Source organism: Rhodococcus sp. IEGM 1307 (genome assembly GCF_030056915.1).
GTDB classification, from domain to species: Bacteria; Actinomycetota; Actinomycetes; order Mycobacteriales; family Mycobacteriaceae; genus Rhodococcus_F; species Rhodococcus_F opacus_D.
Genome location: NZ_JASHKW010000015.1, coordinates 87,838 through 107,486, shown reverse-complemented (window position 1 = coordinate 107,486; position 19,649 = coordinate 87,838). Strand labels below are relative to the sequence as shown.

The following is a 19,649-nucleotide window of genomic DNA, read 5'->3' as shown; positions in this document are numbered from 1 at the left end:
GATCTACACCTCGATGTGCTCGAGCTGTTCAAAGATCTCCCCGCGACGGTTCTCGAACTGGCTGGGCAGCATGAACTTGCTGCCGAGTTCCTGCGGCGATTCGTCGCAGGTCCAGCCGCCGTCCTCATGAGTGACAGCGAGCTCGAACAGGGCACCGCCGGGCGTCCGCACGTACACGCTCTTGAAGTACTTGCGGTCCTTCAGCTCGGAGATATCGGTGTAACCGGCGCCTTCCACCCCGAACTTGACCTCGTCCTGATTTTCCAACGTGTCGAGGTTCCATGCGAAGTGGTGGTAGGTGCCTGAGCCGTAGTGCCAGGTGCCCTGGTCCTCACTGATGTTCGCCGTGAGTTCGATGTAGTTGCCGTACTTGGCGTTACCGACCTGGAAGGCAGCGCGGTCACCTTCTTCGTCGATCTTGCCCTGGGAGAAGAAGGTGTCGGCGGCGAAGTCGACCATACGCTCCGGGGTGGTGACGTGGATGCCGACGCCGTGGATGCCGTGGATTGCATACTGCTGCGGCACACCGTTGCCGGCGTATCCCTCGCGCTCGTCGTTGTCGTTCTCGACGAACTGGTACTCGATGCCGCTGGGGTGACGGAAGGCGAGTCGGCGCCGGTCGAAGACATCGAGGTTGTCGACCTCGACTTTGTGCTCGGTGAGCCGGCCGTGCCAGTAGTCGAGCGAGCCGGCAGGTACCGACAGCAGTACTTCGCGGGCCTGGTTGGTTCCACGCTTTCCATAGAGCCCGGCCTGCGCCCAGGGGAAGGTGGTGACTACCGAGGACGGATCGCCGGTGGCGTTCGAGTAGTACAGGTGGTAGATCGGCTTGCTGCCGTCGAAGAGGACGGTCCGCTTGATGAAACGCATGCCAAGGGTCTTGACGTGGAAATCGACGTCGTCCTGGGCCTTGCCGACGGACAGGGTGACATGGTGCGAGCCTTCTACGTAGGCCATGGGTTATCTCCTTGTGGTGATGGTGTCGAACAGTTTCTGGATGTGACCGATGAAGTCGTCGTTGATGCGGTGTTCGGGGTCGTCGTCGACATGCAGGCGTACCGAGGCGCCGAGTTCGACGAACGATTCGGTGGTGGCGTGCACCCTCGTCAGTGGCACCCATTCGTCGCGCGCCGACGTCGCCAGCAGTACCGGCATGCCGTCGAAGGACTTCCCGTCCGCGGACCAGGACTTTTCCTCGGGGCCGAGGTAGCCGCCGGTGAGCAGGGCCGCACCGGCGAAGCGGCGACCAGTGCGGAGCAGGTATTCCGCGAGCAGGCACGCCCCTTGCGAGAAGCCCATGAGCACGGTGCGTTCTGCCGGCACTCCCTGCTCGGAGATTCGGGCCAGGTGGGTGTCGACGGCGGCGAGGGCGTGGCCGAGGAGCGGTTCGTTGTGCGCGAGCGGCTTGAGGAAGCTTTCGGGATACCAGCTGCTGTTGTCCGCGCTGGGCAGCAGGTACGCCGTTTCCGGCCTGGCGATCCGGTGCGCGACCTCCGCCATGAACTCTGGCTGTTGGCCTCGGCCGTGCACGGCATACACCACCAGCGGTGCCTGCCCCAGATCGTGGGCTCCGTGCTGCATCGGTTCATTGCGCAGATGAGGGTTCGGTGTCATGGGGCCACTCCGCGTCGTGTGGGTGCGGAGTGGCTGTGGCCGCGGACCCGGCCCGAAGCCGGGGGTCCGGACCGTTCGTATTCGGCGCGCTGCCGCTGTTGCTCGCGCGCGAGCGTGTCAGTGTCGCCGCGATGACGGGCGATGAGGGTTCGTTTGGCGGCCGGGCCGACGTGGCAGAGTCCGGGGACATCGGGGTTGTCGACGCATGCGGTGCTGCCGGCGGCCGGTGCGGTGGCGCGTCCGGTGAGTGCGGCCGCGCCGTAGCGGCGGTGCGCGTCGCCCCCGCAGCGAGGGCACAGTTGGCGTGGCGGGACCGGAGCGCGGGTGAGTGTTTCGGTGGTGACGGCGCAGGCGCCGCAGCGGTAATCGACGAGGATCATAGGGTTACTCCTGGGCGACGAGTGGCCCACCGAAGGCGGACCAGTCCTGGGGGTCGTGCGCGATCCAGATGCGGGCACCTTCGTCGTCGCGCAGTCGTTTGAGGGCGCGGATGCTCTCACGCCCGGCCACCGGGTCCCAATCATGAGGGTCGGGAGCCTCCCGGTCGAGAGCTTCCCGCAGGTGGACCGTGTCACCGGTCAGAACGATCGACTGCGAGGGCAGGTTCACCACACAGGACAGTTCTCCCGGGGTGTGGCCGGGCGTGTGCAGGATCTGGATGGACCTATCGCCGAGCAGATCGTGCTGTGCCGTTTGGATCGTCGTCCAGTCGAACTCGCGGGTCGGCGCCAGGTCGTCGGGCCTCATGAGATGCGCTTGCATGGCGCTCGGGTTGGCCGCCCAGTCGAACTCTCCAGGGCCGACGAAGAATTTCGCTTGCGGGAACAGGTACAGGCCGCCGGCGTGGTCGGAGTGGGTGTGCGACAAAACGACGTGGGTGACGTCCTCCGTACGGAAGCCCAGTTTTCCGAGTTGACGGTCGATGCGTTGTTCCGGGCTGGTGACGATATTGAGGGTCTCGGCCAGGTCACCGAAGTAGGCGCGCGGGTCGTCGTTGAGCAACGGCGCGAAACTGGTGTCGAAGAGGATCAGTCCACGCTGATGTTCGATCAGGAACGCCGGGAGCGGGAAGGTGATCGTGCCTTCGGCACCGACGACCAGATCTCCGGCATCGAGATCCATTGTCGGTGCGTCGAGCGCCCACATGCGCAGTGCGGTGGATACGGTCATGACAGTCCTTCGGCAGGAGGGTTGCTACGAGTGACGCTGGTGGACAACCAGTCTCGGACGATCGCCAGTGTGTGATCGTGGCCGCGTTCGAAGATGAGGCCGTGCCCGTGGCCAGGCAACCCGAGGTCGGCGAGTACGAGGTGCTCGACGCGGGCGCCGGCAGACTGCAGGAACATCACCGTGGCGAGATCATCGTCGTGACGGCCCGAGGCATCGGCGGTGACCACGGCGATCGGTGTCGAGGCGAGTCCGAGCAGTCGTTGCGGGCGCGTCGGATCGACCGAGTGGGTGCGGGGTCTGTCGTCGAGCGGGACCGCGGTCAATCCATGCGCGAGTCGGCCCCGGTCACCGAGGTCGCGGAAGGGGGGACCGAGGGGTTCGACGGCCACCAGGGCTGCGACGAGGTCCGGCCGGCGCTGCGTGGCGATCCAGCCGGCGGGTGCGCCGGCGGAATGGGTGATCACCACGGATGGTCCGATGCGTTCGAGTAGCGCGACGAGCATGTCGCCGTCGAGCCGGTGCCCAGTTGCCAGGCTGCGGGGAAGGGGCTGCGCGGCGGATGCGAGAGCGTCGAACTGGGGAGACCCCGATTCCCGCGTCCACGGCCACTCGGTGTGCGCCCGGTGACGGCTGTCGTGCGGTCCGGGGGCGAACAGTCGTTGTACGTCGGCGGCTGTTGCCGCCGCCATCAGGTCACCGTGAATATCGGGACGGTAGGGGGAGCGGCCATGTGCAGGGCGATCCGGCAGATACACAGGGTGGCCGGCCTCGACGAGCAACGGGGCCCATCCGGGATCACCATTTGGTGTGGTGGTCCAGTCGAGCGATTGTCCACCTCCGCCGTGCACGAGTACGACCGGAAGCTCACCGGTGTCGGTTCCGGGCGCTTCCCAGCGGACGTACGAGGCGCACCGTGGGGCGCCGGCGCCGGTATGCACCCAGAGCTCACCGCGCCGCAACCATGCCGCAGGTGCGCTGCGATGCGGGGCGGAGTGCGCCGGTTGTGTGGTGACGGTCATCGGCTCAACCTGCCGGAACGAGGCGGATCGGAATCGATTCGTGCCCGAACGCCTGGAAGTTGATCGCCCGGCGGGGCTCACCGGTGAGTTCGATCCGCTCGACACGGTCGACCAACGCACTGAGCAGGCTCTTTGCTTCCAACCGTGCGACGGCCTGCCCGGCGCAGGTGTGGATGCCGAATCCGAAGGACAGGTGGCTTCCGGCGTCGTGGCGGTCGATCCGGAACTGGTCCGGGTCGGTCCACTTGCGGGGATCTCTTCCGGCGCCGAGCCACATCAGCAGCAGCTTGGTGCCGGCGGGGATGGTGATTCCGCCGAGTTCGGTGTCCCGGAGCGCGACCCGGCCACCGAATCGGGACGGCGGGTACAGGCGCAGGGCCTCCTCGAACGCGGACTCGACCAGATCAGGCCGGGCGCGCAGCAACTGCCACTGATCCGGATTGTCGGCGAACGCCCGCAACGCGCCGGAGATGCCGAAGATCGTGGTGTCGAAGCCGGCACCGAAAACGGCTTTGAGGAGCTGTTCGGCCTCGGTCTCGCTGATCACACCCTCGTCCGCGGCAGTGTAGAGCTGCCAGCCGATTCCGCCGTCGCTCTGCAGTTCCCGCTTCAAGTTTTCTTCAACCCACGCGAGTGCCGGTGCCCCGCTGCGCATCTTTGCGTGATGGTGCTTGTTCTGTGGGCCGAACGCGTTGAACACCGCATCACCGAACTTGAGCAGCAGCTCGCGTCCCTCTGTGGGTAGTCCGAGCACGTCGGGAAAGACCTGCAGCACGTACCGGGCGGCGACGTCACGGTACGCGTCGAGGTCCACCGCACCACCGGTGAGAAGGTCATCCACCAGCTGTGCGGCCGTTTCGGCGAAGTACGCCTGCATCTTCGCCATGTTCTCCTTGGAGAAGATCCGCATCATCACCGACTTGGTCTGCGTGTGATCGGGAGGGTCCTGCATCAGTGGTGCATTGGGCCGGAAGGGGTTCGGCTGATAGAACGGTCGATCCGTCGAGGAGAATGTGCGCCAGTCACGCAACGCCTTTTGAATTTCCGCGTGCCGGGTCACCGCGTAGAAGTCGTACTTGTCGATGTGCACGATAGGCGCGACCTCACGCAGGAGACCGTCATGCACATGGACATCCTGCAATACTTCGGAATCGAACGGGTCGTAATCCGAACTCGGAGCATGGGTTACGGCAGTAGTCATGGGTCCTCGGTTCTCAGATGTCGGTGGGGACGCGGGCCGGGTCTCGGGCTCAGGTACCAGCCTTGCGGGGTGCCGGCAGCTCGCCGGTCTCCATCCACTGCAGACGCCGACGCACACCGGCAAGCGCCATCTCGCGATGCGGCAGCACGAAGAACTGGTTGTCCCGGATCGCTTGCACAGTCACGTCGGCGACTTCGGCCGGCTCGAGTCCCGCGTGCTGGGCCTTGGTCCGCAGTTCCTCCATGAGCGCGACTCGATGTGGTTCCCGGGCGGGTTCGAGGCCATCGGGCAGGTTCCGCTCGGCATCGGGCATCCGGGTCTTCACCGGACCGGGTGCGAGCAGCGAGATCCCGACAGGGCTGCCCGAGGTGTGCAGTTCGACGGCCAAGGACTCCGACAGGCTCAGAATGGCCGATTTGGAGACACAGTACGGGGTCATCGTCGCGGTGCCGCTGGTGAATGCGGCGACCGAGGCGGTGTTGACGATATGCGCCTGGGGATGTTCGGCCAGGAGCGGAAGGAACACCCGGCAGCCGTGGAGAACACCGTAGAAGTTGACGTCCATCACCCATTGCCACGCACCGTCGGGAATTTCCAGGAAGGATCCACCGGTTTCGACGCCGGCGTTGTTGCACACCAGATGCACCGCACCGAACTCTTCGATAGTGCGCGCGGCCAACTCCTGCACGGCACCGAGGTCGCGAACATCTGTGCGCACTCCGATGGCTTCCGCGCCGTCGGCCCGTACCAGGGCCGTGGCCTGTTCGAGGGCATCTGGTTCCACATCGGCAAGCACGATGTGCATTCCCTCGGCGGCCAGGCGGCGCGCCAAGGCGAGTCCGATCCCGCTCGCCGCGCCCGTCACGACCGCCACCCGCTGATTCAGAACCTTCATGCGTGCACCTCTGCAACCAGTGACGGAGTCTCTAGGGACTTGGGGAACATCAACCGCTCGAACAAGGCGTCCGGGGCGGACGACAGTTGCCGCAGTCCGGCCATCGCCTCGTCGAGCGCCGCACCGTTCGAGGAGTGGTACACGAGCTTCTTGTTCGCCGACGCCGCGGGACTGACCTTGTCGACGAACACCTCCCGGCGCCGACGGGCGTACTCGTCGAGCACCGCGTCGGACACTCGACCGTTGATCACCGCGGCCAAGGCCTCGTAGAGGACGTACGTGTCGAACAACCCCGATGTCAGCCCCAGGCCACCGGTCGGGTTTGTTGCGTGGGCGGCGTCCCCCGCGAGCAGCACCCTGCCGGCTCGGAATGTCGCGGCGGCGCGCTGGTGCATCCGATAGGGGGAGAAGGCGACCAGCTCGATGTCGTCGATGCCGGGAAAGACTGCCTCGAAGTACTCGGGCATGCGGTCGAGCACTGTCTCGACCGGCAAGGCCTCGTCTTCACAGTAGGTGAACCGCCAGAGGTTGGTGGTGTCGATCTTGGAGATGATCGCTCCGTACCGATCGTCGATCAGCATGGTGGTCAGGGGCCAGCCGTGAGCTTCGAGATCGATGCGGATGTTGGTGGCCACGAACCGTTCGGGCCACGTGTGCCCGTCGAATGCGATCCCCACCGACTCGCGGACCGTGCTGCGTGCCCCGTCGGCGCCGATCAGCCACTGTGCGGTCAGGACCACGGGCTCGCCGTGCGACGTCGTCTCCACCCGCACAACATTGTCGTCTTGGTCAACTGAATGAATCTCGTTGTTCCACAACACCTTCGCGTGCGGAAACGCCGAAAGCTCTTCGAGTGCGAGTTCGACGAGAGCGTTCTGCCCGAGATGCAGGTTGTAGGGGTGGGCAACCTTGCCCTCGAGCGCGTCGAGTCCGAAGGACACCTGCTCGCCGGTGGCATGGACACGGTAGGTGTATCCCTGTTTGAGGAACCCCCGGGCGGCGGCCGCGTCGAACAGCCCGAGTCGCTCGAGTCCGTCGAGCACGGACCAGTGATAGACCATTGCGCGCGGTGACTGCACGACCTCGCTGCCTCGCTCGAGCACGGTGACGGAGATTCCCGCCCGCGCGAGTCCCAGGGCATTGAGAATCCCGACCGGGCCGGCGCCTGCGATGAGCACCGTCTGTTCAGTCATGTCTTCTTCCGTTTCTTCAGCAGTGGGCTGCCTGGTGTTTTGTTCGTAGCCGAGGCGACGCAACACAAAGTGATGAGCCCGTGAACGCGAAAAAAATATGTACGACAATCCGTCGTGATGAAGCTACCGTACCGAGTGACGTGAGTCACCGCAATACTTGACACGGATCTAGTTTTGCAGGGACACTGGATGGGTGGCAGCGAAAGGTGGTGTCACGTTGGCGTATGCCAGCCAACCCCGCTACGACGACAGCCTTAGTCGGACCATTTGGGCCGCGTTTCCGGCTTGCTTCGTGCTTGATCGCCGGTTGGCAAGCTGATTCCATGATCACGCCAAATTTTTCGTCATACAATCCTGACAGAGAGCGAGTAATCGATGACCACCAGTCGGACGCACAAGGAGACCTACGAGGACGGCATTGCCATGCGCAAGGCAGTCCTCGGAGCCGCCCATGTCGAGCGCTCTTTGAGCAACGTCACCGAGTTCTCCCGTCCCATTCAGGAACTCGTCACCGAATACTGCTGGGGCACCGTCTGGACCCGCGACGGCCTGCCTCTCCAGACCCGCAGCCTGCTCAACCTGGCAATGCTCACCGCTCTCAACCGCTCTCACGAACTCGCAGTCCACGTGCGTGGGGCAGTGACCAACGGCTGCACCGACGAACAGATTCAGGAAGTTCTCCTCCAGGCAGCGGTGTACGTGGGTGTTCCCGCCGCACTCGAATCCTTCCGCATCGCCGAGGCGACCCTGAAGGAGCTGCGCGCCGATGTCTGACATTGCTGCCGGGGTTGATCTGCCGACCCACGACCTATCGTCGACCGCCACGGTCGCTTTCGTCGGGCTCGGAAACATGGGCGCCCCCATGGCGCGCCGCCTGCTCGATGCGGGCCATCGGGTGATCGGCTTCGATCTGTCCGAGAACGCGGTGCAGCGCTTCACGGAGCAGGGCGGCCTGGCGGCGACCTCGGCGGCCGCGGCCGCATCGGACGCCGACGTGACAATCCTGATGCTGCCCAGTTCTGCAGTGGTGGAGTCGGTCCTCGACGACGGACTCGCCGCGGTGCTACGGCCGGGAGCGGTGGTGGTCGACATGAGCTCGTCCGAACCGATGCGCACCCGGGCGCTCGCCCGGCGCATCGCCGACGAACGAGGCGTGGACCTGATCGACGCCCCGGTTTCCGGCGGAGTGCGAGGTGCCGTCAACGGCACCCTGACCATCATGGTCGGCGGCCCGCCATCCGCTGTCTCCGCCGCTCTGCCGATCCTCGAGCTTCTGGGCCGGCCCACCCGGGTCGGCGATATCGGCGCCGGGCACGCACTGAAGGCGCTCAACAACTTGCTCTCGGCCACGCATCTGCTGGTGACCAGCGAGGCGATACTCGCGGGGGAGCGGTTCGGTCTCGATCCGGAAGTGATGCTCACCGTCATCAACGGATCGAGCGGGCGCAGTGGATCGACGGAGAACAAGTGGCCGAACTTCATCTTGCCGAAGACCTACGATTCCGGCTTCGCGTTGAATCTGATGCTCAAGGACATGCGCATCGCCACCGATTTGGCGCGGCAGCTCGGCCTGCCCAGCGTCCTGGGCGAGAACGCCGTCGCTCTCTGGGGTCAGGCGTCGGAATCGCTCGAGCCCACCGCGGACCACACCGAGATCGCCCGGTGGGTCACAGATTCAGCAAACCCAGAGATTGTATGATCAACATACAAAAAGTAGACTAATCCGATGGCAACGAAGACGGCCAGTGTCTGGGTGACGAGCCCGGTGGGGAAGGCGGCCGCCCCTCTTCGGGAGCAGGTCATCGCGGCGCTGCGCGAAGCAATCCTCGATTTCCGGCTCCGTCCAGGGCAACGGTTGATCGAGCGTGAACTCATCGAGCAACTCGGTGTCTCACGCACCACCGTCCGAGAGGCGCTGCGTGAATTGACATCCGAGGGTCTGGTCACCGTGGTGCCCCAGCGTGGGGCCATGGTGAGCGCGCCCACGATCAGTGAAGCCGCCGACCTCTACGAGGTTCGTGCCGCACTCGAATCAATCATCGTGACGCGGTTCGTCGAGCGAGCCACGCAGTCCCAAGTCATGCGGCTCGACGCGGCGGTGGAGCACTTCGCCGAGGTGGCCGCCGCCGGTGGTGAGATCCGGAATATCCTCGCGGCCAAGGACGAGTTCTACACCGTTCTCGTCGAGGGTGCTGCCAGCAGCTCTCTCAAGCAGCTCATCGAGGGCATCCAGGCACGAGTCCGCATCCTGCGGGCGACCTCCCTGTCCACATCCGGCCGCTCCGAGCAGGCGGTCGCCGAGTTGCGCGGCGTCGTCCGGGCGATCAAGGAACGCGATGCCTCCCTCGCCGCCGCACTGTGCGCGTCCCACGTGCGTACCGCCGCCACCACAGCCCTCGCCGCCCTCGAATCCGACCAGTGAACCCACCGCCGGCTCACCCGGCCCGCGACGAGTCCGCGAGGAAACCTCATGAACGAGATACCGATTTTCGACCACCACACCCTCGGCCAGCGCGTGCTGTTCGGGTCGGGCCAGGCGGCGAACCATTTGCGTTCGGCTGCCAACGATCTGAGAGCATCCACGCCCATGGTCGTGGCCGCCCGCCACGACCACGCGCTCGCTGACGCAGTTCTCGGCGGCCTCGACATCGCGGTGCGATTCGACGATGTGCGCCCCCACGTGCCCGTCGAGCAGGCCGAACAGGCTCGTAGTATCGCCCGGGACCACCATGCCGATCTGCTCATCAGCATCGGCGGCGGGTCGACGACCGGACTGGCCAAAGCCGTCGCGTTGACCACCGGACTGCCGATCATTGCCGTCCCGACCACGTACGCCGGATCTGAAGCGACGAATGTCTGGGGAATCACCGAGGCGGCTCGCAAAACCACCGGCCAGGACGACCGCGTCCTTCCCCACACCGTCGTCTACGACGCCGAACTCACCCGCACCCTGCCACGTGAGCTCAGCGTCGCCAGCGCCTGCAATGCCCTCGCACACTGCGTCGACTCACTGTGGGCGCCGCGCGCGAATCCGATCAACACCGCGCTCGCCACCGAGGCGATACGCGCCCTCGCCGACGCCCTCCCCGAGGTTGCCGACCGACCCGAATCGCTTGCCGGACGCGAGCACGCACTCTACGGCGCATACCTTGCCGCGGTCGCTTTCGCTAGCGCGGGATCGGGTCTGCACCACAAGATCTGCCACGTGCTCGGCGGTCGGTTCGACCTACCCCACGCCCAAACACACACCATCGTCCTGCCCCACGTCCTGGCCTTCAACGCACCTTATGCACAGGCTGCGGCGACACGTACGGCCGCCGCGCTCGGCGCGGCCGACGCGGTGCACGGCCTGCGCACTCTGCTGAAATCTGTCGAGGCCCCGACCGCGCTACGCGACGTCGGGCTGTCCGAGGGCGACCTCGACGAGGCCGTCGATCTGGTCCTGCCCGTGGTTCCCGCGTCGAACCCGCATCCCGTGTCCCGCGCGGAATTGGGCCAGCTCCTGCGAAATGCCTGGTCGGGAGAGGGCTGGAGCTGACCAACCACCGCCCCCAGGGAGCGCTTCCCCGGTCGTAGCTTCCCCGGTTCGTATCCGGGACTGCCGATCCGGCGTATGCGCCCAGCCCACCGGGTCCGCAGCACCGCCCGCGTCCAGCGTGAGGCGGCGTCATCACGTCGATAAAATGCCACGGCCCTGCCGCCGTGCGTCCTACCGCGGCACCCCCCGTGACCGATTGCGCCGGAGGGCCGGCGCGCGTGCTCACACAGCGCTCGCGCAGGCGCCCCCGGCTCCGGGCCCCGGTCACGCCGGACAGGTCAGTCGACCGACCCCACCGTGAATCACTGGACGCCGAGCGAAGGCGGATCAACCGAAACAGCCCCTGAGCCTGTGTATCTCCGCTACATTCTGCCCGCAGGTCGAGAATCCGGCCGCGCCTCGGTGCCCTGACGGAGCGGGCAATCGAGCACCGCCTGCAAGCGTGCGGCGCCACCATCCTCCCTGAACGCAGGGAATCTCGGCCCCGAGGACCCGGTTGCTCACTGGCTCGCATTGGCTCTTCATCGATAGGCACCAAGATTCCGACGACGAAGACGCGTGCCCTACGCGTAGTCGCAAGGGCCCCAAGCGAAGTGATTCAGATCGGGTCTTGCTGTTTTGTATGACAAAGATTACATTCGACGGTAGCCGACCGATCGGACCGTCACTCCGATCGATGTTGCGGGGACCAATTCTATCCCCGCGAGATGCCCGCCAAAATCCTCGACTCAGTGGGATCGATTTGCCGAGAGGTGCACCATGACGACTACGAATACCGGCGCGCGCCACGATGTGGATTCAGCCGCGTCCTATCAACCGAGCACCGCCTCCGACCTGTACGGAGAGTACGACCGACTGCGCGCGTGCTCGCCGGTCGTGCACAGTGACGACTTCGACGGATTCTGGAGTGTGCTGACTTTCGCCGACGCCTCGAAGGCCAGCCGGGACTGGAAGAATTTTGCGAGTGGGCGCCCCTTCGTCGAGTATCCGTCGCCGAATCGGCCGATACCCATCGCAACGAATCCGCCGGAGCACACCTTCTATCGAACCTTCCTCAACAAGTACTTCCGTCCCGACCGGGTCGCGGGGCTGTCACCGGATATCGACCGAATCGTTGCCGAGCAACTGACTCCGCTCATCGAGGCCGGCGAGGGTGACATCTACCGGTCCGTCGCGCGAACTGTCCCGCCGCAGGTGCTTTCGGTGTTGCTCGGACTGAGCGACGAGGGTTGGGTCGAACTCGCTGCCACCCTCGACCGCGCCGACGCTCTGCGCCACGACATCAACGCCTTCGGCGCCCTGCAGGCGACGTTGTGGGACGACGCAGTGGGCACCCTGATCGCCGAGCGCACCGAGCACCCGCGGGACCCGGAGCAGGATGTGATGAGCGGGATCCTCGAACTGCGGCCCGACGGCGAGCCGATCTCACGCGAACAGGTGCTCTCGCTCGGGACCCAGATCTTCGCCGCGGGCGCAGATACAACCAGTTCGGCGATGGGATCGTTAGCGCACTATCTGGCCACGAACCCCGACGACCAGGCCCGCCTGCGGGCCGACCCGAACCTGTTACCCGCTGCGATCGAGGAAGTGCTGCGCCTCGGACCGCCGCTGCACCAGACCGTTCGTCGAACCACCGCCGATGTCACGATCGCCGGCACCCCGGTCCCGGCGAACGAGCTCGTCGCGATTAACGTCGCCTCAGCCAACCGTGACGCCGAACGATTCGCAGATCCGCACCGGATCCGGTTGGACCGCGAACGCAACCAGCACCTCACATTCGGTTTCGGTCCGCACATGTGCGTCGGTGCGCCCGTCGCGCGGCAGGAACTTCTCGCGTTCGGAACACAATTGCTCTCCGGCACCCGTTCCATCACGCTCGCCGCACCCGCCGAGACGTCGGGGCGAGCGCTGCGTACCGGTTGGTCCAGCATCCCTGTTCGCCTCGAAAAGTAGACACTGCCACGTCATATCGGCGTCGTCCCGGCGAAGCAGCCGGGGTGATGCCGCCCCCACAGCTAAGGAGACAGAATGACCGAGTCGGTGGTGTCCCCTCCGGCCGGCGACGCGACCAAGGTGCGTAAGATCGCCGCGGCAAGCATGGCCGGTACCGCGCTCGAGTACTACGACTTCTCGATCTACGGGCTCGCTGCCGCTCTGGTGTTCCCGACGTTGTTCTTCCCGCAAAGCAATGCCTTCGTCGGCGCCCTGGCTTCTTTCGGCACTCTCGCGGTCGGCTACTTCTCCCGTCCACTCGGGGCTGTCATCTTCGGCCACTTCGGCGACAAAATCGGCCGCAAACCGGTTCTGGTGATCACCCTGGTGATCATGGGTGTCGCCTCGACGGCGATCGGCCTACTGCCCACCTACGACAACATCGGGGCCTGGGCTGCGGTGGTGCTTGTCACGCTTCGTTTCCTGCAAGGCGTCGCCTTCGGCGGAGAATGGGGCGGGGCGATCCTGATGGCCTTCGAATATGCGCGCCCGGAACGCCGAGGGTTCTTCGCCTCGGTGCCCCAGGTCGGGCCGGCGGTGGGCACCCTACTCGGCAACGCCGTTTTCCTCCTCACGACCCTGCTGCCGGAAGACGCCATGCTCTCATGGGGTTGGCGAATTCCTTTCCTGCTCAGCGCCCTACTGGTCGCCCTCGGTCTGATCGTGCGTTTGAAGATCGCTGAATCGCCCGAGTTCGCTGCCCTCAAGGCCGAAGGTACGTCCGCGAAGGTGCCGCTTGCAGAAGTGCTGCGCAGCCACCGCAAACCTGTCTTGCTCGTCTGTGGGGCATTCCTCGGATACGGTGCCTTCAGCATCGTGGCACTGACCTTCCTCGTCGGGTACGCCCGCAACACGCAGGGTGTCAGCAATTCGATCACACTCGCCGCGATCCTTGCCACCTGCATGGTGCAGATTCCGGTCATCATGCTCGGTGGATACGCCTCGGACCGATTCGGTCGGCGCCGGATCATGACCGTCGGGCCTCTGGCCGCGATCGCCGGTACCGTCCTGCTCTTCTGGACGATCAACACGGCGCAGCCTGCGTGGATCATCATCGGTTACGTCGTCGGTATGGGCGTGCTTTTCACCAGCGCATACGGGGCTAAACCAGCCCTCTTTGCGGACAGCTTCGAGCCGAGCGTGCGCTACACCGGCATGTCACTGGGGTACCAGCTGTCGAATGTCATCGGATCCGGTTTGATGCCGCTTGTCGCCACGTTGCTCCTCAATGCCACCGGTACCCCGTACGCGATCGCCGCGGCGATCGTGGTCGCGCTGGCAGTATCCATGGCGTGTTTGCTTGCACTGGTCAGAACCTCCACAGATGTTGCAGCAGAATCGAAGTCACCAATCAGTACGTCACCTGCACCGATCACGGCGGCCTAGACCCGGACCTGGGCGCGTGTGCCAAGGTGGCGCGCCGACGACGCACATGCCCCAGGCACGTGTGGGCCGTGGTCGAGGACGGCCATACCGGTGCGGTAAATGGCCGCAAGAATGGCCAGGTCCCCGAGATCGTCGTCGACTGCGTTCATGTCGGAGTACTTACGCAGATACCGGGTGGAGTGGTCGTTGCGGCCGCGCGCCGCACCGTCCATACCGCCAACATCGAACACTGAGCGGCGATGACGATTGACGGCCAAGGCACGCGCCGCGAGACGACCGCCCGGCCAGCGCAACCAACAACGCAAGGACATCCTGTATGCCCCGAATCTCGGTCAACGGTTACGACACATGGTACGAAGACGACTGCTTCTGCGACCCGTGGAGGACAGATATCGAAACCATCCTCATTCAACCTGGATTTGGTCGCAACTCGCAATTTTGGTACCACTGGATTCCACGGCTTGCCGGCCGATACCGGGTGATTCGACGAGATCTTCGTGGCCATGGGAAGTCCGCCGATGGAGGCACCGCCCCATGGACGTTCGACCAGTTGGTCGACGACTTGAGCAGATTCATCGATGTGCTGTCCCTCGGTCGGGTACACGTGCTGGGGGAGTCGACGGGTGGGATGCTTGCCGTCGGACTTGCCCACGGACATCCCGACCAGGTGCAGTCCCTGACATTGTGCAGTTCCCCGACCACCATCGACGGGGCGGGACAGCAATTTTTTGCGGGGTCCCACAACACTTGGCAGGATGCTCTCGAATCGCTTGGTGCAGAGGGGTTCGCGAAATGGCTGGTCAGCCAGACCGGCACTGCGGTGTGTGAGGACGCGCTGCAGTCGCAATGGTGGATCGACCAGTTTTCGTCCGCATCGACCACGGCATTGATCGGCTACAGCACAGTGATATCCGGGGTGGATGTCGCCCCGCTGCTGCCCCAACTAACCGTGCCCTCCCTCGTGTTGGCACCGACGCGAAGTTCCGCCACCTCTCTCTTGGAGCAGCTGTCGATCGCCGCTGCTATCCCGGGAGCGCGCGTCGTCACCGTCGACGGCGCGGGTCACGAAATCTATGCCGACGAAGCCGATGTGACTTCCGCGGCATACCTCAACTTTCTCGAAAATCAGGCCGGTAACGATTCGGCGGAATCCTGACCTGCACTTGACCTGGACTGCCACGCAGCAGCAAGCCCCACCCCGCCGAGCCGTCTCGAGCTGAACGAACGACCGAACCCGTCTCGCCCTGCGGCTCGCCGCACCTTGGTCACCAAGAGGAGCAATGATCATGAACCAGACAATCGGCAGGCGAAGTGATAGCGCGAAAGTTCGCAAAATCGCTGCAGCCAGCATGGCCGGCACCGCACTTGAATACTATGACTTCTCAATCTACGGCCTCGCTGCCGTCCTGATTTTTCCACAACTCTTCTTCCCAGAAGGCGATTCGCTGATCGGTGTTCTGGCCTCCCTCGGGACGCTCGCAGTCGGCTATCTTTCACGACCGATCGGAGCAATTGCTTTCGGCCACTTCGGCGACAAGTTCGGCCGAAAGCCGGTTCTGGTACTCACGCTGGTCATCATGGGTGTCGCCTCAACGACGATCGGGCTTCTGCCGACATACGCCAGTATCGGTATCTGGGCTCCAGCACTACTGGTGACGCTGCGACTACTCCAAGGCATCGCGTTCGGTGGCGAGTGGGGTGGCGCAATACTCATGGCATTCGAATACGCGAAACCGACTCAACGCGGCTTCTTCGCGTCAGTTCCTCAGGTGGGGCCCTCGATCGGTACCCTCGCCGGAAACGCAGCCTTCCTCTCCGTCACATTGTTGCCTGCGGATCAGTTCATGACGTGGGGATGGCGAGTCCCGTTCCTTCTCAGTGCCCTGTTGGTCGTACTCGGCCTCATCGTGCGACTGAAGATCGCGGAATCGCCAGAGTTCGAAGCGGTCAAGAACGAAGGCGCTGAGCAGAAGCTGCCCATCCGTACGGTACTGGGCAGCCACCTCAAGCCGGTACTGCTGGTCTGTGGTGGCTTCCTCGGCTACGGCGCATTCAGTGTCGTCGCATTGACTTTCCTGGTCGGATATGCGCGAAACCAGCAGGGCGTCTCGAGCACGATCACCCTGATCGCGATCCTCGCAACATGTGTAATCCAGATCCCGGTCATTCTTTTGTCAGGGCACCTTTCGGACCGCTACGGCCGACGGGCCCTGATGACGTTCGGCCCTCTGGGCGGTGTCGCGGGAGTCTTCCTGCTTTTCTGGACCGTCAACACCGGGAACACGCTGTGGGTCCTGTTCGGGTACGTGGTCGGAATGGGAATTCTGTTCACCAGCGCATACGGCGCCCAGCCCGCCCTCTTCGCTGACAGTTTCGATCCCAGTATCCGCTACACCGGAATGTCTCTCGGCGTACAGCTGTCGAACGTCATCGGATCCGGGCTGATGCCCCTCGCTGCCACACTTCTGCTGAACGGCACCGGAAACGCGTACTCCGTTGCAGGAGCGATAGCAGCGGCCCTGCTCGTCTCCATGTGCTGCCTCCTCGCACTTGTCCGTATCGCTGGTCGACTGCAGCTCGTGGATCGGAGGGCATCGTCGCCGACGTCAGCTGGTCCGAGTCCGCTGACGACAAGCGCTGGATAACCGGTAGGCGGCGAAATAGCGGTCCCATCTCGGCATGGCGTGCGCTCCGAACACCCAGGGCCCTTCCCGCAGTGCAGCTCTTCATCGAAAAAAGCGACGCAAGAAGGTCATTGGGATATCGGGATCCGAGGTCATCTCGAGAAGGATGTGGGCGCGACCTCGATGATCCGACTCAACGCGGTGCGACCCTCCACGCCATCACAGCAAGCCCATGTGGCGACGTCCCCGCTAGCTCGCTGTCACGGGGGTTGCGGCGTGTCCAGGTGCGGGGTTCCGGGCCTCTGGGTGGGGCAACCACGGTTCGGAAGGCACCGTGGTTGCCCCACCTCATCAGGGGAAGCTCAGCCCCGGTCCAACCGCACAATTCGGTCACCGCTGAGCGTCCCCAACCAGATCTCGTCCCCGACCGGCAGGGCCGTGGTCGCCAGACTCACCGAGGACTCGGTGCCGTCGATGAGCACCGTGCTGGTCATCGATGATGGATCGACCTCCACGACCGCGTACCCGGTGGGACAGTTAGTTCCTTCACCCCCGTTGCACACCAGAACATCGTCGACGGTGACGTTCTGCCCGGTCACAAGAATCGTGCCCTGCGGCGTCCAGCGGAGGTTGTCCGGCAGAAACGGTAGCGTCACCTCACTCCGGTCGCTCGGATTCGTCAGAGACATCCGCACGAGCTTCTTTTGCGTCCACGCAGCAACGACGACGGACTGCCCGTCCGGCGAGACCAGAACACCGTTGGCGCCCCCGACTGCGCTGTCCGGCAACGCTGTCCATCCCTGCGCCGGAGTCCATTTCATCACCCGTCCCGTAGCAACGCCCGAAAACATGCGAGCGAACGGGTCTCCGGACACAGTGGGATCGAACATGCTGGAGACGATGATGCCGCTGCCGTCCGGCAAGGGTGCGACTGCGTTGGCGTACACGTCACCGGGGATGGGTACGCATCCCACCCACGTCAGCGCCACGGGATCTGCCTGTGGGTCGAGGTGGAAGACTTCGATCGATTCCCGCTTGTGATTGACCGCGTACAGGGTGACTGGCTGTCCGTCGGTTGTCGGGGCGATGGCGATTCCGTGTGGTTCGGCGGACGAGGCGTCGGGGACCCCGGCGCAATCGGGGTAGATGCTGCGGTTCCATTCGGCATGCTGATCCGGGCTTGGCCAGAGCGGCACAGTGGCATTGGTCGTCGAGTCGACGGCGACGAGCCTTCCCGGGGTTCCTCGCTTGGGCGAGGCCATGCTGCTGGCCAGAACCCATGCGGTGTCCGGGACCGCGACGAGATCCTCCGGTCGGACGACGCCGCTGACTTGGTTTTCGGTAACCGACGTCCATGGCGTCCCAAGCGGGGAGAGGGTGGGTTCCGGATTTGTGGCGGACTCTGCATCGTCGGCGTTCGTGGAACAGGCACCGGCGAACATCAGCGCGCACACGCCGATGGCTATAACAGTTTTCGACATAGGACCTGCTTTTCGTGGGAGCGGCTGATGGAGAACACCGCGGAACTGTGACTGGCGCCGGGCGGCGCAGATCCGCTCAGCGCCGGTGGCTGTCCGGGGCCGTGGTGCACGGGTCGCTCATCGCCCGGTCTCCCGGCACCATCGGCGACGCCTCCGGTGCTATTTGTGGCCGCCGAGCAGTCCCGACGACGGGGCGCCATGGCACGGGGTCAGACGGCGATCATCCCGTGTGGATCGATGACGAACTTCTCGGCCACGCCACGGTCGAATGCGCTGTAGCCGTTGGGTGCGTCGTCGAGTGAAATCACAGTGGCATTCACCGCTTTCGCGATCTGTACCCGGTCGGCGAGAATCGCATTCATCAACTCCCGGTGGTAACTCATCACCGGGCACTGCCCGGTCGCGAAGGACAGCGACTTGGCCCAGCCGGTACCCAAACTCAACGAGAGCGCTCCCGCCTTGGCAGCATCGTCGGCGGCGCCCGGGTCCCCGGTGATGTACAGACCCGGAATGCCGATGCCACCGCCGGCGGCGGTCAATTCCATCAACGAGTTGAGGACGGCGGCAGGTTGCTCGTGGCCTGCGTCGCCACCGTGACCGCGGGCCTCGAATCCCACGGCGTCGATCGCGGCATCTACCTCCCGGGCACCGAGGATCTGCTCGATCTGATCCTGAGGTGCGCCCCGGGAGACATCGATGGTTTCACATCCGAACGAGCGGGCCTGAGCAAGTCGATCAGAGTTCAGGTCGCCGACGATCACGACTGCGGCACCGAGCAGTTGCGCACCGGCCGCGGCGGCGAGTCCGACCGGTCCCGCACCAGCGACGTACACAGTCGAGCCGGCGTGCACCCCGGCGGTGACGACGCCGTGGTATCCGGTGGGGAAGATGTCCGAGAGCATGGTCAGGTCCCGGATCTTTTCCATCGCCTGATCCCGATCGGGAAACCTGAGCAGGTTGAAGTCGGCGTACGGGGCCATCACGTATTCTGCCTGACCACCGACCCAGCCGCCCATATCGACGTACCCGAACGCGGATCCGGGCCGATCCGGGTTGACGTTGAGGCAGATCCCGGTCTTGCGTTCCTTGCAGTTGCGGCATCGACCACATGCGATGTTGAACGGCACCGAGCACAGGTCGCCGACCTTGATGAACTCGACGTCGCGACCGACCTCGACCACCTCACCGGTGATCTCATGGCCGAGGACCAACCCCTCGGGGGCAGTGGTGCGGCCGCGAACCATGTGCTGATCGCTGCCGCAGATGTTGGTGGAAACAACCTTCAGGATGACGCCGTGCTCACACTTGCGGCCGATATTGGCGGGGTTGACGCCGGGGCCGTCCCGCAGCTCGAGCTTCGGGAACTCGATGTCGCGGACCTCGACCTTGCCCGGTCCGACATACGTCACCGCGCGGTTTGCGCTCATCGTCATCATGGTCTTTCTGTGAAGTGATTCGAAGCCAATTGCGATGCAATCGGCCGAGGTCAGCGGCGGAAGCTGATCCCGCCGTTCAGCTTTCCTGGGCGGAGAGGGC

At 64.6% G+C, this 19,649-nt stretch carries 19 protein-coding genes; 8 read left to right on the top strand and 11 right to left on the bottom strand.

Annotated features, from left to right (window positions below):
* Positions 1 to 3 precede the first annotated feature (3 nt).
* From QM841_RS26895 to QM841_RS26860, 8 genes are read right to left on the bottom strand one after another with little or no spacing between them, the layout of a single operon-like run.
* Entirely contained in the window at positions 4 to 957 is a 954-nt protein-coding gene (locus tag QM841_RS26895; protein WP_283334424.1) for a VOC family protein, read from the bottom strand.
* Positions 958 to 960: 3 nt separating this feature from the next.
* Positions 961 to 1,614, bottom strand: a complete 654-nt coding sequence (locus tag QM841_RS26890; protein WP_283334423.1) for an alpha/beta hydrolase — start codon at positions 1,612 to 1,614, stop codon at positions 961 to 963.
* Positions 1,611 to 1,994, bottom strand: coding sequence for an FmdB family zinc ribbon protein (locus QM841_RS26885; RefSeq protein WP_283334422.1), 384 nt, complete (start codon positions 1,992 to 1,994; stop codon positions 1,611 to 1,613). Before QM841_RS26885 ends, QM841_RS26890 begins: the two co-directional genes overlap by 4 nt.
* A 4-nt stretch (positions 1,995 to 1,998) precedes the next feature.
* Positions 1,999 to 2,784: an N-acyl homoserine lactonase family protein gene (locus QM841_RS26880; RefSeq protein ID WP_283334421.1), complete on the bottom strand. Its 786-nt coding sequence runs from the start codon at positions 2,782 to 2,784 to the stop codon at positions 1,999 to 2,001.
* Complete coding sequence (locus QM841_RS26875; protein WP_283334420.1) at positions 2,781 to 3,803, bottom strand: alpha/beta fold hydrolase; 1,023 nt, start codon at positions 3,801 to 3,803, stop codon at positions 2,781 to 2,783. Before QM841_RS26875 ends, QM841_RS26880 begins: the two co-directional genes overlap by 4 nt.
* 4 nt (positions 3,804 to 3,807) lie before the next feature.
* Positions 3,808 to 5,004, bottom strand: coding sequence for a cytochrome P450 (locus QM841_RS26870; protein WP_283334419.1), 1,197 nt, complete (start codon positions 5,002 to 5,004; stop codon positions 3,808 to 3,810).
* 49 nt (positions 5,005 to 5,053) lie between these two features.
* On the bottom strand, positions 5,054 to 5,899 hold the full coding sequence (locus QM841_RS26865; RefSeq protein WP_283334418.1) for an SDR family NAD(P)-dependent oxidoreductase: 846 nt from the start codon (positions 5,897 to 5,899) through the stop codon (positions 5,054 to 5,056).
* Positions 5,896 to 7,092, bottom strand: coding sequence for an FAD-dependent oxidoreductase (locus QM841_RS26860; protein ID WP_283334417.1), 1,197 nt, complete (start codon positions 7,090 to 7,092; stop codon positions 5,896 to 5,898). The genes QM841_RS26865 and QM841_RS26860 overlap by 4 nt, the downstream gene beginning before the upstream one ends.
* Before the next feature lie 375 nt (positions 7,093 to 7,467).
* Between QM841_RS26860 and QM841_RS26855 the strand changes: the two genes are divergently transcribed.
* The 6 genes from QM841_RS26855 (at position 7,468) to QM841_RS26830 (ending at position 14,008) form a co-directional block, all read left to right on the top strand.
* A complete protein-coding gene (locus QM841_RS26855; protein WP_283334416.1) occupies positions 7,468 to 7,866 on the top strand; it encodes a carboxymuconolactone decarboxylase family protein in 399 nt (132 codons plus the stop codon).
* Positions 7,859 to 8,791, top strand: a complete 933-nt coding sequence (locus tag QM841_RS26850) for an NAD(P)-dependent oxidoreductase (RefSeq protein ID WP_283334415.1) — start codon at positions 7,859 to 7,861, stop codon at positions 8,789 to 8,791. The genes QM841_RS26855 and QM841_RS26850 overlap by 8 nt, the downstream gene beginning before the upstream one ends.
* A gap of 27 nt (positions 8,792 to 8,818) precedes the next feature.
* Positions 8,819 to 9,514 (top strand): GntR family transcriptional regulator, encoded by a 696-nt coding sequence (locus tag QM841_RS26845; RefSeq protein WP_283334414.1) that lies wholly within the window; start codon positions 8,819 to 8,821, stop codon positions 9,512 to 9,514.
* Positions 9,515 to 9,562: 48 nt separating this feature from the next.
* Positions 9,563 to 10,630 carry a maleylacetate reductase gene (locus QM841_RS26840; protein WP_491931509.1) on the top strand — a complete coding sequence of 356 codons (1,068 nt, stop codon included), beginning with the start codon at positions 9,563 to 9,565 and terminating at the stop codon, positions 10,628 to 10,630.
* 759 nt (positions 10,631 to 11,389) lie between these two features.
* A complete protein-coding gene (locus QM841_RS26835) occupies positions 11,390 to 12,583 on the top strand; it encodes a cytochrome P450 (RefSeq protein WP_283334413.1) in 1,194 nt (397 codons plus the stop codon).
* Positions 12,584 to 12,658: 75 nt separating this feature from the next.
* Positions 12,659 to 14,008 (top strand): MFS transporter, encoded by a 1,350-nt coding sequence (locus QM841_RS26830; RefSeq protein WP_283334412.1) that lies wholly within the window; start codon positions 12,659 to 12,661, stop codon positions 14,006 to 14,008.
* On the opposite strand, the gene QM841_RS26825 is transcribed toward QM841_RS26830, so the two are convergent.
* A complete protein-coding gene (locus QM841_RS26825; protein ID WP_283334411.1) occupies positions 14,005 to 14,220 on the bottom strand; it encodes a hypothetical protein in 216 nt (71 codons plus the stop codon). The two genes, QM841_RS26830 and QM841_RS26825, sit on opposite strands and share 4 nt — an antisense overlap.
* Positions 14,221 to 14,324: 104 nt before the next feature.
* Here QM841_RS26825 and QM841_RS26820 point away from each other — a divergent pair, with 104 nt between their 5' ends.
* Complete coding sequence (locus tag QM841_RS26820) at positions 14,325 to 15,164, top strand: alpha/beta fold hydrolase (protein ID WP_283334410.1); 840 nt, start codon at positions 14,325 to 14,327, stop codon at positions 15,162 to 15,164.
* A gap of 130 nt (positions 15,165 to 15,294) precedes the next feature.
* Positions 15,295 to 16,653, top strand: a complete 1,359-nt coding sequence (locus tag QM841_RS26815) for an MFS transporter (RefSeq protein WP_283334409.1) — start codon at positions 15,295 to 15,297, stop codon at positions 16,651 to 16,653.
* 341 nt (positions 16,654 to 16,994) lie between these two features.
* Here the strand turns inward: QM841_RS26815 and QM841_RS26810 are convergent, their stop codons facing one another.
* Positions 16,995 to 18,113: a hypothetical protein gene (locus QM841_RS26810; protein ID WP_283334408.1), complete on the bottom strand. Its 1,119-nt coding sequence runs from the start codon at positions 18,111 to 18,113 to the stop codon at positions 16,995 to 16,997.
* A 209-nt stretch (positions 18,114 to 18,322) separates the two neighbouring features.
* Positions 18,323 to 19,540 carry a formaldehyde dehydrogenase, glutathione-independent gene (gene fdhA, locus QM841_RS26805; protein WP_283334407.1) on the bottom strand — a complete coding sequence of 406 codons (1,218 nt, stop codon included), beginning with the start codon at positions 19,538 to 19,540 and terminating at the stop codon, positions 18,323 to 18,325.
* Between the last annotated feature and the right edge of the window lie 109 nt (positions 19,541 to 19,649).